Source organism: Pigmentiphaga daeguensis, from assembly GCF_039523035.1.
Classification (GTDB): Bacteria; Pseudomonadota; Gammaproteobacteria; order Burkholderiales; family Burkholderiaceae_B; genus Pigmentiphaga; species Pigmentiphaga daeguensis.
In genome coordinates this window covers 1-12,757 of record NZ_BAAAEN010000018.1, presented here as the reverse complement: position 1 = coordinate 12,757, position 12,757 = coordinate 1, and the positions used below count along the sequence as shown (strand labels likewise).

Here is a 12,757-nt window from a genome sequence, read left to right as displayed (position 1 = left end):
CGCGTCACCTATTGAGGAAAAGCGGCCGATACGGCCGCAGCGTAATGTCCCGATTCACGATCACCCGCACCGGCATACCGGGACGTATCGTGAGAGTCGGCTGAATATTCATGTTCCGGCGGGTCATCTCCTGTCCCACCTGGTTCACGCTGTCCTGGGCGCTGCCGCGGCCCGCGATGATGACGCGATCGCCATCGACGCGATTTTCGGGCGCGGCCAGCTCGGCCCCTACGCCCAACAGTGTGGTCAGCGCTGCGCCGGCCAGCACTCGATCCCAATGCCAGTCCACGTCATCTTCCAAGCCGGCATAACCCGGCGGATCGATCGCGGCCAGGTTGTCGAGCGTCACTGATGATGTATCCGGCAGGATAATCCGCTCCCATACCGCCTGCGCTCGACTTTGCCCGTAGGCAACCTGGCTGTTGTAGCGGCCAATGAGCTGCGAGCCTTGCGGGATCAGGATATGCTGATGCGTCGCGCTGTCGTAGACCGGCTCGGTCACGTTGGCAATGATGTCGCCTGGCAAATCCGATTTGATACCAGTGACCAGAGCGGCTGCGATGACTGTGCCCGCCATTAAGGTGTCGGGCGCGCGCGGTGCTTCCAGGCGGTGCGTGCTCTGCGTAGCTCGCGTCCCCTGTCCTGCGAAGGCGGTTTTAGTGTCCTGCATGTTCTGGGTCTGCATGGGATCAACCGGAGCGGCATCGCCGCCAAGACCAGCCAGTGCCGCCGCACCAGGCGTAGCCATCGATGGCGGTGCGCCCGCCGGTGCGCTACCGCGGTTACTACCCTTGTAGAAAATCGGCGCGCGGGCCGCGTCCTGAGCCTCTTTCAACCGCGCCAGCCGCTCGGCCTCGGCGGGGTCTGGTCCACTATGCGGGTGCAGATCCGCTTCCTGTTGGGCGCGCAGCATGGGCCGGCCCAGGTCGCCCGGCAGCGGCGGCCCCAGGGGCGGCGCCGGCGTCGGTGCGGGTGACGGCACCTGGCTGTAATCGCGCGGCAAGGCGTTCAGGCCCTCTGCCGGAGAAATTTTGTCCACGTTGTAAAGTTCTTCGGAGGCGCCGGCGCGACGCTTCTGCGGTTGTAGCGACCACATGGTCGCGCCCAACACCATGGCTGATACCCCGCCCACGACAATGGTCAGCGTGCGGCGATTCAGCCTCGTCACTGGTTGAGGTGTCGCGCGCAACGCAACCGATTCCGGCGCGACCTTGGGCGGCGACTCTTCGGCGTCATCGGAGTGGTCGGTCGTCATGACCCGCTCCGCTTTGCTTGTACGTCGTTGCGCTCGATACGCACGATCTTGGCATCGTCACCGCCCAGGCGCAGTTCGACCGCTCCAAACAATCGATCGACGATGTAGTACGGCTCCGCATATCTGGGGTTGACCAGTTGCAGTCCGCCGTCCGGCCCAATCAGGAACAAGGGCGGCAATTCGCCCTGGGCGATGGCGGCTGGAAACTGGATATACACCTTCTGCCCGTCATCAAAAGCTCGCAGCGGCCGCCACGGGGGCGAATCGCCCGTGATGTTATATCGGAACCGTAGTTGATCAAGCGACAGCCCAGCGGCCAAAGGCGTTGTCGCTCGCGCCTGCTCGGCCTGCTTCTTCAATTCCTCCATGCGATCCTGCGGGTAGTCCCAAGACACGGAAGCCATCCAGGCCGATTCGGTGGACGTCAACTCCAGCAGGTAGATACGTCGATCGGTCGTCACGACCAGGTTGGTTTTCAGGCCCGGGCGAATGGGTTTGACCTGCAGGTTGGCGCGCAACTTGGCGTCGCTTCCGCTGGTTGAGTCGCCCACGATCCAGCGCACCGTGTCGCCCGCCGAAATATCGATCAACTTTTCACCTGGTTGCAGCAAGATCAGCGTCACGCGGCCCGGACTGGCATAGACCTGATAGAGCGCGCCATCTGAATATGGCCACACTTGAATGGCGTTGATGAAGCCGCCGCGAGTCGGCGCCATCCGTGCTTCTTGGTTGGCTTGCGCGATCGACGAGGCCGGATTGACCGGCTGCGGCTTGGAAGACGGCTCTTCTATCGGCTTGAGCTGCCCCGGCAAAGGCAAAGGCGTTGGCACCGGCACGATCTCGACCGGCTTGGCCGGCTCGGGAATTGCCACGGGTGCGGATACGGCCACGGGTTCGTCCAGCGAAATCGTGGGCGGTGGCGTGCCCCGCGCGGCGCAGCCGGCGAGCGCCGCCGACGCCGCGAGAATCAACCAAGGGGAAAAGGCTTTCATGGTGTATTGCCTCCAAGTTGCCGGCTCCAACTGATGCCATCGACATAGATACCGGGTGGGTTCTTTTTCAGCTTCTCTTCGGTATTGGGTGGCTGTAGCACGATGGTGAGAATCGCCGTCCATTGCTCGGTCGTGGCGAGCGAGCCGTTGACGTAAGCGCGCTCGCTCCACTGCACCTGGAACGACCGATCGCTGGCCCGAACGACGCTCGCCACTTCCACGGTCACGGTCTGCTTGCCGATCTTGGTGAAAGGATCATTTGCCCGCGCGTATTCGTTGAGGAACGCAGCACCCCGTGTGGTCGTGTAGGCGTAGGCCTGCAGCCAGTTCTGCCGGACGATGATGGGATCAAGCGAAATCGAACGAACATTGCCGACGAACCGCGCCAGGTCATAGGCGATCTGCGCATCGGTGGGCGTGTAGGGCGTGGTAGCTTTGCCAACGGCGCGGACATGGCCGGATGTCTCGACCTCGACGACATAGGGCGTCACCAGGGATTGGGTGGAGCGCCATACATAGGCGCTCATCGACCCCATCGCCAATAGCAAGCACCCGAAAGCCATCAGCCGCCAGTTCTTGGCCTGAACACGCGCGCTGCCCAGCCGATCATCCCAAACCTGTGCCGCTTTCTGGTACGGGGTCACGGGTTCGGGTGTGGCGGAGTACTTCACCGATGGTCGCCGAAATCGCATCGCGCTCTCCTAGTTCGAATCATCATGCAACCGCGGGCTGGGGCTGCTGCCCCCGCCGCCATCGCCCGCGCGCAGCGTGTGGGCGGCCAGCGTTACGCCATGCGTGGCCTGCTGCCGACTTTGTGCCCGTTTGGCCCAGGCGGGCGGCCCGCCTGGTTCACCCGCGCCTCGCGCGGAATCGCTGTGGTGGGAAGGAGGTGCAGCATTGCCACCTCCCGAGGCTTTGCCACCTGGGGTCATCCGCTCCTGGGCAGCCGAAGCGCCAGCGCGGGCAACGGCACCCAAGCCCGCCGCCGCCGCGCCCAAACCAGACTTGCCTGCTGCGCCGGCGGCATACGCCTGCCGGGCGCCGCTCGCCATCGAAGCAGCAGCGCGGGCACCACCCATGCCGCCACGCAGCCCGGCACCTGCCAGCGCTGCGCCCGCTGCGGCGACACCGGCCGCGCCCATGGCCGTGCCAGCCGCGGCGCCCGCGCCAAGCTGCGGCGCGCCGGATACCAGCCCAGTCGCAATGCCTGGCCCAAAAATCGCCAGCCCCAGCATCGCAAGCGAGGCCAGGATGACAGCCGCCGCTTCATCGAGCGTCGGCTCCGGGCTGATGCCAGTCCTGAAGTCGTTGAAAACCAGCGTGCTGATGCCGACGATGACGGCCAGTACCAAGACCTTGATGCCGGCGGCAATGACATTACCCAGCACCTTTTCGGCAAGAAACGATGTCTTGTTCCACAGGGAGAACGGCACCAGCACGAAGCCTGCGAGCGTGGTCAGCTTGAATTCGATCAGCGTGATGAAAAGCTGAATTGCCACGACGAAAAAGCTCAAGACGACGATCACCCAGGCCAGCAGCAACACGACGACGATCTCGAAATTCGCAAAGATCGACGTAAAACCAGACAACCTGCCGACCTCCGCCAACAGTGGCGCTGCGGTGTCGACGCCGACCTGCGCCAGCCGGCCGGGCTGTAGCAATTGCGCCACCGTAATGGTCGAGCCGGAGGCCACCAGGCCCAATCCCGCGAACGAGCGGAAGATGATGCCGGCCAACGCATTGAAATTGCCGATGATGTAGGCGAAGGCGCCAACGTACAGCGTCTTCTTGATGAGCTTGCCGAGAACGTCATCGTGGCCGCCGCCCATTGCCCAGAACAGGCCGGCCACCGTCATGTCAATGACGACCAGCGTGGCCGTGAGAAAGCCGACTTCGCCGCCCAGGAGTCCGAACCCACTATCGATGTAGCGGGAATAGACATCCGTAAAGTGGTCGATGACGGCCAGGTCGTTCATGGTTGGGAGTCCGGGGCCTCGCGGGGCGTGTACTGCGCCTTGCCGTCGCCTTGGAAGCGCTCTCGCCGCTTCTGAGCGTCTTGTGTGACGGCCGCATCGCCGGCGGCGGGTGCGGCGGCTGGCGGCTGCGGCTCTTCCTTGCCGCAGCCGGCAAGCATCACGCCACATAAAGCTGCAATCATCCAGCGATAGATCATAGGGACCTCCTCATTGATAGAACTGCACGGGTTGCGGGGTGTAGTTGGCACGGTCGCGGGAAAACCGCCGGCGCACTTCCTGTGCGCGAGCGTCCTCGGCCGCCTCTTGAGCGCGATCCAGCGCCATCGCGCGGTCCTGCGCGATCTGCAATTGCTGGTGCTGGATCGATTGCTTGGCTTGCAAGGCCAGGAGTTGATTCGTCGCTTGGGTGGCCTGCAAGGCTCCAACGGCCGACTGGCTCTGCTGCACCAGATCGGACAACACGCCTTCGTCGTCACCCAGGTTCTGCACAGCCTGGGACTGGACATTGGCGGTGGTGCGCAAGGCGTCGAGCGACTGGCTCCATCGCTCGCGGGCATCCTGCGCCATCGCATCATTACTGATCGTCGCGTCGTACTGCGCGGGATAGAGTCGGGCGAACTCCGCCTCGGCCCGTGACACGTCGAAGGTCAGACCGCGCGCCTGGTTCATCAGGGAGGTGGTCGACGACAGCGACGTACGCAACCGGCTGATCGCGTTGAAATCCAGGCCCGTCAGGTTCATCGCGTCGTGCGTGAGCATCTGCGCTTCGTTCTGGAGCTGGCGGATCTGGTTGTTGATCATCTCCAAAGTGCGCGCAGCCGTCAGAATGTTTTGGGAGAAATTCGTCGGATCGAACACGGTCAGGGCGTGCGCGGGATGCGCGGCCAGAGCGGCACATAGCACCGCGGGGACAAGCAGGCGTTTCATGGCAAGATCTCCTCAGGATGGAACAACGGTGCAGGCGCTGCCTGCGGGACAAACCCATCGGCCAATTCAGCGGCCCAATCGAGGCCACGATGGCGCAGCCACGCGGCCGCGAAATGTTCATGCCCGTCCTGCGCGGTGATGGCATCGATCGCGCGCTGGTCAGCCGGCGTGGATGCCCCGGCAAAGGCCAGGGCCACCTCGCCCAGACCCAAGTCGAAGACACGGTTTCCCAGCCGGGATTGGTAGTAGTAGTCGCGTTTTGGCACGGCGTGCGCGACGATCTCGATCTGCCGGGCGTTCAGCCCGAAACCCTCGTAGATCGAGCGGATTTGCGGCTCCATGGCTTGGGCGTTGGCAAGGAAGATCCGGCTCGCGCAGCTTTCGATGATGGCCGGCGCGATGCTGGAGTCCCGGATGTCGGCCAGCGATTGCGTGGCGAATACGACGCTGACGTTCTTCTTGCGCAGCGTCTTGAGCCATTCGCGCAAGCGCGCGGCGAATACCGGATCGTCGAGAAAGAGCCAGGCCTCGTCCAGAATCAAGAGGGTCGGGGTGCCGTCGAACCGCGCTTCGAGCCGGGCGAAGAGATATTGCAGGACAGCGAGGGCGGCGGCCTTGCTGTGCATCAGCTCTTCCATCTCGAAGCCTTGCACGTCCGCGCTGCCCAGCCGGTCGTGGTCGGCGTCGAGCAGCCGCCCATGCGCGCCACCCAGCACGTAAGGGGCCAAGGCTTGGCGCAACCGGTTCGATTGCAGCAACGCCGACAGGCCCGTCAAGGTGCGCTGTGCCACTGGCGCGCTGGCAAGGCTGCCCAGCGCCGACCAGATGGCGGCCTTTTCGTCCGGACCCACCGTGATGCCTTCCTGGATGATCCGGCCTTCGACCCACTCTGCCGCCCAGCTCCGGTAGCCGTACTGATCGATGTTGGCCAGTGGCTGAAACGCCATGTCGGCATCCATGCCCAGGTCGTAATACTCGCCGCCCAACCCAAGTAGCGAGGCACGCAGTGAGCGGCCCATCTCGAACACAAAGACGCGCGAACCGGCATAGCGGCGGAACTGCAAGGCGAGCATCGCCAACAGCACCGACTTGCCGGCGCCGGTCGGACCGACGATCAGCGTGTGGCCCACATCGCCGATGTGCGGTACGAGCCGGAATGGTGTGGCACCGTCGGTGCGCGTAACGATCAGCGGCGGTCCATCCAGGTGCACGTTGCGCTCCTGGCCGGCCCAGACGGCCGATACCGGCATCATGTGCGCCAGATTCACGGTGGACACCAGATGCTGACGCACGTTGGCGTAAGCGTGGCCCGGCAGCGACGACAACCAGGCTTCGACGGCGTTGAGTGTTTCCATCAGGTCACGAAGCCCCTGCCTTGAATCGCGCGTTCGACCAAACGCAGCTTGTCATCGGCCACCGTCGGGTCGAGATCCATCACGACGACGGTGGAGGTCAGATAGCCATACGCCACATCGTCGGCCCCCAGCTCCTGCAAGGCGGCATCGGCATCCGCCGCCTTGTTGTCCGCATCGGTGTCGACCAGTGGGCTTTCCTGCTGGGAAAGCGTTTCGCGTAGCATCGCCACGATGCTTTTTCTTTTGGCGAACCATTGCCGGCGCAGCCGCGTCAGTTCCGACTCGGCTTCGCTCTTGTCGAGAAAGAGATAGCGGGTCGTCCAGCGATACGCGAAGCCAAGCCGGTTCAGCTCATCCAACAAGCCCGGCCAGGTCGAGGTCGGAAATCCCCGCACTGACAGCACCCGCAGGTGCTGATTGCCCAGCATGGGCGCGAGACCACCGACTAGCGGCGCATCAGCCAACAGACTGTCGATATGAAACGGCACCTCGGGTAGCGCGACCGGATGCCGGCGCGTCGAAATCGCGCCGTGCAAGTACGTCAAGGTCTCGCTGCTATCGAGCCAGGTAATCTCGGGCATGACGCCATCGAGCAAGCCGAAGAAGCGCTGCGTCTCGGCCAGAAAGCTGTCCAGGCGCTCCTTCCAATCCACGCCGCGCCGGGGCTGGTTCTCGTACAGCAGCTTGGCTGCACGCGCCCGAGTTTCCTCGGGCGGCAGCCATACGATGGTCAGGTAATAGGCACTCTCGAAATGCGAGCCGGATTCCTCGAACGCAGCACGCCGTTCCTCGTCGATCAGCCACGACAAGCCTTCCGGAAAAGACGAGCTGGGATAGTTCGCCGCCTCGCGCCGGTCGGCCTCCACGAACAGCGCCCAGCCCGATCCGAAGCGCTTGAGCGCATTGTTCAGCCGCGCCGTGACTGCCACCAGCTCGGTGCTGGTTGCGCTATCCAGATCCGGCCCGCGAAATTTCATCGTGCGCTGAAAGCCACCATCCTTGTTCAGCACCACCCCGTCGGCCACCAGGCCCGCCCAGGGCAGCCAATCGGCGAGCAGTGCCGGACGTTTGCGATATTCGATGAGATTTAGCATGGCAGCCTTATACGTCCAGTACCGAGGGATGCTTTACATGGCGCAGGAATACCAGCATGAACTGCACATCCAGGCGTGCGCCCCAGACAGCGAGCATGTGACCCACGAACCAGCAGGCAAAACCGGGCAGCCAAAGTTGCAGCCCCAGGCCGATGGCGGCGGCCAGCGTGCCGTTGGCGATCGCCACGGTGCGCGGCGCGCCGCCCAGCAGGATCGGTTCGGTCAAGGCGCGATGCAGCGGCGCCTCGAAGCCCTCGGGAAGCCCGGCGCGCTCGTTCATACCAGCGCCCCGCCGGAGAACTCGAAGAACGTCAGGAAGAACGACGAGGCGGCAAACGCAATGGACAGACCGAACACGATCTGAATCAGCCGACGAAACCCCCAGTTGGTATCGCCAAAGGCGAGCGTCAACCCCGTGACGACAATGATGATGACAGCCACGATGCGCGCGACCGGCCCTTGTACCGAGTCCAGGATGGATTCCAGCGGGGCCTCCCACGGCATGCTGGAACCGGCGGCATGAACCTGCATGGTCAAGACGGCGGCGAGCAACAACAGCCAGCCATGACGGCGGATGAACGTTCGGGCCTGGTCCAGCGACGAGGGCAACGACGACAGGGCGAGCTTGGCGGTAGTCATGCGGTTTCTCCTGCGGTGAGGGCTATCGGTTCAAGGTGGTATCGGTCGCCATCAATCCCGACCACGCGCGCGATCTCCTTGACCTGGCGGGCTTGCCCGCGGCCAGAGAGAAAAACGATGACGTTGACGGTGCTGGCGATCAGGGCGTGCGGCGGCACGCTCACCGCCTCCTGTGTGAGTTGTTCCAGGCGTACCAGGGCGCCATAGGCGGAATTGGCGTGCAACGTGGTAACGCCGCCTGGATGACCGGTTCCCCACGCTTTCAACAGATCCAGCGCTTCGGCGCCGCGGACTTCTCCGACGATGATCCGGTCGGGCCGCTGGCGCAGCGTGGAGCGCACCAGGTCGGCCATGCTCGCAATGCCGGGCAAGGTGCAAAGCTGCACGCGATCTTCATTGCGGCATTGCAGTTCGCCCGTATCTTCCAGAATCACGATCCGGTCGCCGTCGTCGGCGATTTCATCGAGCAGCGCGTTCGCAAACGTCGTCTTGCCTGAGCCCGTGCCACCCGCGATCACGATGTTTAAGCGATCACGTACCGCGGTGCGCAGGTAATCGGCGTGCCTGACATCGAGAATCCCGCTTGCCACGTAGTCATCCAATCGGTAGATGCTGACGGCCTGCTTACGTATGCAGAACGTGGGCGCATAGACCAGCGGCGGCAACACGCCCTCGAAGCGCTCGCCATTGAGGGGCAGCTTGGCCGACAGCAGCGGCCGGTCCCTATGGACTTCGAGCCGCACCGAGGCGGCGGCCAGCCGGATGATCCGCTCGGCGTCCGCCGCAGACAATGTGACGCCCACCGGCGCGCGGCCCTGGCTGTGTCGATCCAGCCACAGCCGCCCATCCGGGTTCAGCATGATCTCCACGACATCCGGGTCGCTGAGCGCGGCGGCGATTTCCGGTCCCATGGCCGTGCGCAGCATGTCCAGACTGCGCTGGCGGGCCAGGCCGTCGGCGTCATGAGGCATGGCGGCCTCCGTCCTCGGCATCCTGCATACCCGTGCCGTCCTGTGGCGCCGGAAACCATTCTTCATGCACTTCGCGCACGAGGCTATGGCCGCGCTGCAAGTGGCGCGCCAATTGATCAACGAACTGCGTGAAACGCTGCTTGCCCTGCGCCCGTGCCGCATCCTGCTGCGCCTCGGGCACGGCAGGATAGACCGTCAGAAAATACCGGACGTAGAGCGACATCGTTTCGATCAGGATGTTCTGGTCGCGGTCAAGCTTGTCGAATTGCCGCGACAGCCGGTCCAGTCGACGCGCCATGGCCGCCTCGCGCTGGTCTTCCGCGTCAGGCGACAGGAAGGACGCCAGGGCGGCCGCCACGATGGAGGATTTGGATACGCCTCGATGCACCGCCAACTCGTCCAGGCGGCGGGCGTGTTCGGGCTGAATGAACAGGTTCAGGCGCGCGCGGCTCATAGCGGTATCCCGTCGTCGGGATCGAGCGCGGCCAGCCGGGCGGCACGCTGCAGGCGGCGGTCCGGCCGGATAGGCAGGACGGGCGTATCGTCGTCGTCCAGGAAGTCCAGGTCCGTACCGGTATCCGGTACTGGCGTGTCAACCTCGACATCCAACTCAGGCTCACGCCGCAACCCGCCTTCGTCCTCGGCATAGTCAACCGTGGCGTCATCCACGCCATCGACCGGCTGAGGCAACACCAGCCCCGTCCAGTCATCTGTGCGAGCAGCCGGTCGGTCCCGATACTTCGTGCTGGACAGGACCGGCGGGGCCATGACCCGTTTCGTGAAATTCACGTCCTCGTAGTAGCGCAGCTTGGCGGCGTGGATCGGCGCTTGGCCCGACACCATCACGATTTCCTCATCCGACGGCAGTTGCATGATCTCGCCAGGGGTACGTAGCGCCCGTGCCGTCTCCTGCCGGGACACCATCAGGTGGCCCAGCCAGGGCGAGAGCCGATGCCCGGCGTAGTTGCGCTGGGCTCGCAGTTCGGTGGCCGTGCCCAGCGCATCGGAGATCCGTTTGGCCGTGCGCTCGTCGTTCGAGGCGAAGGCGACACGCACATGGCAGTTATCCAAAATCGAGTTGTTCGGGCCGTACGCCTTCTCGATCTGATTCAGGGATTGCGCGATCAGGAAGGCGCGCAAGCCATAACCCGCCATGAACGCCAGCGTGGACTCGAAAAAGTCCAGGCGTCCCAGCGCTGGGAACTCGTCGAGCATCAGCAAAAGCTTGTGACGCCGCGCGATTCCGTCGGAGCCGTCGAGCGATTCGGTCAAGCGCCGGCCAATCTGATTCAAGAGCAGGCGCACCAGCGGTTTGGTGCGGCTGATATCCGATGGCGGCACCACCAGGTACAGCGAGACGGGATGCCGCGCATCGAGCAGATCCGCGATACGCCAGTCGCAGCGTGACGTGACGGCCGCGACGGTTGGATCGCGGTACAGTCCCAGGAATGACATGGCGGTGGACAACACGCCGGAGCGCTCGTTGTCCGATTTATTCAACACCTCGCGCGCCGCGGAGGCCACCACTGGATGCGGTCCATCGTCCAGATGGCGCGTGACCATCATGGCGCGCAGCGTTGCTTCAAAAGTCCGGGCCGGATCGGACAGCACCGCTGCGACGCCTCGCAACGTCTTGTCTGATCCGGCGTAGAGCACATGCAGGATCGCCCCAACCAGCAGCGCGTGGCTAGTCTTCTCCCAATGGTTCTTGCGTTCCAGCGCGCCTTCCGGGTCCACCAGGATGTCCGCGATATTCTGCACGTCGCGCACTTCATGTGTGCCGCGCCGCACTTCCAGCAAGGGATTGTTTGCGGCTGAGCGAGTGTCAGTCGGGTTGAACAGCAGGCAATGCGAGAACCGCGCTCGCCAGCCCGCCGTCAGTGTCCAGTTCTCGCCCTTGATGTCATGGACCACGACTGAACCAGGCCAGGTCAAGAGGCTAGGGACAACCAGGCCGACTCCTTTGCCGGAGCGAGTCGGGGCAAAGGCCATGACGTGCTCCGGCCCTTCGTGACGCAAATAATGTTGCACGCCTTTGTAGTTGAATCGGCCGAGGAATACGCCAGCCGGGCGCGTCAATCCCGCCTTGACGATCTCGTCGTAGGTCGCCCAGCGCGCCGAACCGTAGGTCGTGACATGCCGCGCTTGCCGCGCCCGATGGACCGACATGCCGATGGCCGCGCCTGCGGACAAGATGCCACCCGTGGCTGCGATGGCACCACCGTGCATGAACACATCCGGCGCATACGCCTCATAGATGTACCACCAGAGAAAGAGCTGCCAAGGCGGGTAGATGGGCGTTACGCCCCAGATCAGCCACGGCGCACCCAGGCGCGGCGAGTAGCCCAGCGTCGCAGCGGTCCATTGGGTAGCAAACCAGAGGCACGCCAACGTAATCGCGCAGACCACCACGATCTGCCCGAAGAGCACACCCGTATGCAGCGATACCGCCGACACCTTGTCTGCCATTCCGACCTCCCACGTACGTGCCGCATCAACACGTCGCCAGTCTCGTCTCCTGCCGATGGATTCAAAACCCGCTCGGGCGTGGTCCAGCGCAGCGAATCGGTAATGTTTGTCCGGCACGCAATTCGCGCGCGACAAACTTTCTTGTCGGGGCGTCGGCGGGAAGCAGCCTCCAGGCCGAGAAATGTTTCCGAGATGGACCGCGAGGGTAGTCAGGCGCGAGGGCGGAAACGATCAGCGATTGATAATCGTCAATAAAGTACAACTAGTCAAAGACTGAAATTGCAACACTTGAGACGATGCGAGCAAACTTTAATTCAAGCATCATCTATGCTTTGGTAATTGTGGCATCGCCACATGTCTTAGCCCTATTAAGCAGATTTCGCAAGGGCGTGCTCATCCCACCGGGGCGGCAGATTGCACATGTTGAAAACACAGCAGCCGCGTCTATCAGAGGTATGAAACGAACATTTTCCCATTTCAGCATATTGGCGTGCGCACGCGAGATAAAACTGACCCCAAACCCGGCAGCTACAAGCGTCAACATACCCGTGATGCTCGAAGCATAATGGCCGATCCTTGGTGGGGGATCGCTCTGATGGATCAATTCGCGCAGATGTTCGCTAACTGCCGCATCATTTTGAGGTTGGCAGATTACCAATGGGTGCGCCAGCATTTCGGCGAGTGTCACGCTCTTGCGATCGGCCAATTGATGATTGGCCGCTACCACAGTCAAGATCGGATCATCCCATAGACGATGCACTACCAAGTCATCAGCATGCACGCCGCCAAGCGTGATGCCGACATCCAATAGGCCATCGCGTACCTCGCGTAACATGGCGCCATAGTCACATTCAGTGACGACCAAATCAATTGTTGACGATGCTTGACGATGATAGGCCAAGAGCGAGGTGAGATTGGGATGTGCTAGGCCAACGGTCATACCTGATAGGCCGACACGCAGACGGTGCTGGAATTTGTGGCATGTCAAACGCAATTGAAATGTGAGCCACTTCGCGCGTCGGCGCGCAAAGTAAATCTGGGCCATTCGATTAGTTCTTGGCGGCGGGCACATGCCCGGC

Annotated in this window: 12 protein-coding genes and 1 pseudogene; all 13 read right to left on the bottom strand. The window is 63.1% G+C overall.

Translation table 11 applies throughout. The annotated features are described in order from the left end of the window. Positions 1 to 4 precede the first annotated feature (4 nt). A complete protein-coding gene (locus ABD104_RS20355; RefSeq protein WP_343928096.1) occupies positions 5 to 1,255 on the bottom strand; it encodes a TraB/TrbI/VirB10 family type IV secretion system protein in 1,251 nt (416 codons plus the stop codon). After that, the gene (trbG, locus tag ABD104_RS20350) at positions 1,252 to 2,247 is read right to left on the bottom strand and encodes a P-type conjugative transfer protein TrbG (protein ID WP_343928095.1); all 996 of its coding nucleotides are present in this window, start codon (positions 2,245 to 2,247) and stop codon (positions 1,252 to 1,254) included. The genes ABD104_RS20355 and trbG overlap by 4 nt, the downstream gene beginning before the upstream one ends. Further along, a complete protein-coding gene (gene trbF / locus ABD104_RS20345) occupies positions 2,244 to 2,939 on the bottom strand; it encodes a conjugal transfer protein TrbF (protein ID WP_343928094.1) in 696 nt (231 codons plus the stop codon). Before trbF ends, trbG begins: the two co-directional genes overlap by 4 nt. Before the next feature lie 9 nt (positions 2,940 to 2,948). Continuing rightward, positions 2,949 to 4,223, bottom strand: a complete 1,275-nt coding sequence (gene trbL / locus ABD104_RS20340) for a P-type conjugative transfer protein TrbL (protein WP_343928093.1) — start codon at positions 4,221 to 4,223, stop codon at positions 2,949 to 2,951. Next, positions 4,220 to 4,420, bottom strand: a complete 201-nt coding sequence (locus tag ABD104_RS20335; RefSeq protein WP_343928092.1) for a hypothetical protein — start codon at positions 4,418 to 4,420, stop codon at positions 4,220 to 4,222. Before ABD104_RS20335 ends, trbL begins: the two co-directional genes overlap by 4 nt. A 10-nt stretch (positions 4,421 to 4,430) precedes the next feature. Continuing rightward, positions 4,431 to 5,150 (bottom strand): P-type conjugative transfer protein TrbJ, encoded by a 720-nt coding sequence (gene trbJ / locus ABD104_RS20330; RefSeq protein WP_343928091.1) that lies wholly within the window; start codon positions 5,148 to 5,150, stop codon positions 4,431 to 4,433. Next, positions 5,147 to 7,599, bottom strand: a pseudogene (trbE, locus tag ABD104_RS20325) (conjugal transfer protein TrbE). The gene trbJ and the pseudogene trbE overlap by 4 nt, the downstream one beginning before the upstream one ends. 7 nt (positions 7,600 to 7,606) lie before the next feature. Continuing rightward, on the bottom strand, positions 7,607 to 7,879 hold the full coding sequence (locus ABD104_RS20320) for a VirB3 family type IV secretion system protein (RefSeq protein WP_343928090.1): 273 nt from the start codon (positions 7,877 to 7,879) through the stop codon (positions 7,607 to 7,609). Beyond that, positions 7,876 to 8,238 carry a TrbC/VirB2 family type IV secretion system protein gene (locus tag ABD104_RS20315; RefSeq protein WP_343928089.1) on the bottom strand — a complete coding sequence of 121 codons (363 nt, stop codon included), beginning with the start codon at positions 8,236 to 8,238 and terminating at the stop codon, positions 7,876 to 7,878. The genes ABD104_RS20320 and ABD104_RS20315 overlap by 4 nt, the downstream gene beginning before the upstream one ends. Then, positions 8,235 to 9,209 (bottom strand): P-type conjugative transfer ATPase TrbB, encoded by a 975-nt coding sequence (trbB, locus tag ABD104_RS20310; protein ID WP_343928088.1) that lies wholly within the window; start codon positions 9,207 to 9,209, stop codon positions 8,235 to 8,237. Before trbB ends, ABD104_RS20315 begins: the two co-directional genes overlap by 4 nt. Continuing rightward, a complete protein-coding gene (locus tag ABD104_RS20305) occupies positions 9,199 to 9,663 on the bottom strand; it encodes a CopG family transcriptional regulator (protein ID WP_343928087.1) in 465 nt (154 codons plus the stop codon). The genes trbB and ABD104_RS20305 overlap by 11 nt, the downstream gene beginning before the upstream one ends. Further along, positions 9,660 to 11,678: a conjugal transfer protein TraG gene (locus ABD104_RS20300; protein WP_343928086.1), complete on the bottom strand. Its 2,019-nt coding sequence runs from the start codon at positions 11,676 to 11,678 to the stop codon at positions 9,660 to 9,662. The genes ABD104_RS20305 and ABD104_RS20300 overlap by 4 nt, the downstream gene beginning before the upstream one ends. 325 nt (positions 11,679 to 12,003) lie before the next feature. Then, positions 12,004 to 12,757 (bottom strand): LysR family substrate-binding domain-containing protein (locus ABD104_RS20295; RefSeq protein WP_343928085.1); only part of this gene is annotated, 754 nt, incomplete at its 5' end.

Coding starts and splice junctions, on each gene's coding strand:
- trbF (WP_343928094.1), bottom strand. CDS start 2,939: ATGCGATTTCGGCGACCATCGGTGAAGTACTCCGCCACACCCGAACCC.
- trbL (WP_343928093.1), bottom strand. CDS start 4,223: ATGAACGACCTGGCCGTCATCGACCACTTTACGGATGTCTATTCCCGC.
- trbG (WP_343928095.1), bottom strand. CDS start 2,247: ATGAAAGCCTTTTCCCCTTGGTTGATTCTCGCGGCGTCGGCGGCGCTC.
- trbJ (WP_343928091.1), bottom strand. CDS start 5,150: ATGAAACGCCTGCTTGTCCCCGCGGTGCTATGTGCCGCTCTGGCCGCG.
- ABD104_RS20305 (WP_343928087.1), bottom strand. CDS start 9,663: ATGAGCCGCGCGCGCCTGAACCTGTTCATTCAGCCCGAACACGCCCGC.
- ABD104_RS20335 (WP_343928092.1), bottom strand. CDS start 4,420: ATGATCTATCGCTGGATGATTGCAGCTTTATGTGGCGTGATGCTTGCC.
- ABD104_RS20355 (WP_343928096.1), bottom strand. CDS start 1,255: ATGACGACCGACCACTCCGATGACGCCGAAGAGTCGCCGCCCAAGGTC.
- trbB (WP_343928088.1), bottom strand. CDS start 9,209: ATGCCTCATGACGCCGACGGCCTGGCCCGCCAGCGCAGTCTGGACATG.
- ABD104_RS20320 (WP_343928090.1), bottom strand. CDS start 7,879: ATGAACGAGCGCGCCGGGCTTCCCGAGGGCTTCGAGGCGCCGCTGCAT.
- ABD104_RS20300 (WP_343928086.1), bottom strand. CDS start 11,678: ATGGCAGACAAGGTGTCGGCGGTATCGCTGCATACGGGTGTGCTCTTC.
- ABD104_RS20315 (WP_343928089.1), bottom strand. CDS start 8,238: ATGACTACCGCCAAGCTCGCCCTGTCGTCGTTGCCCTCGTCGCTGGAC.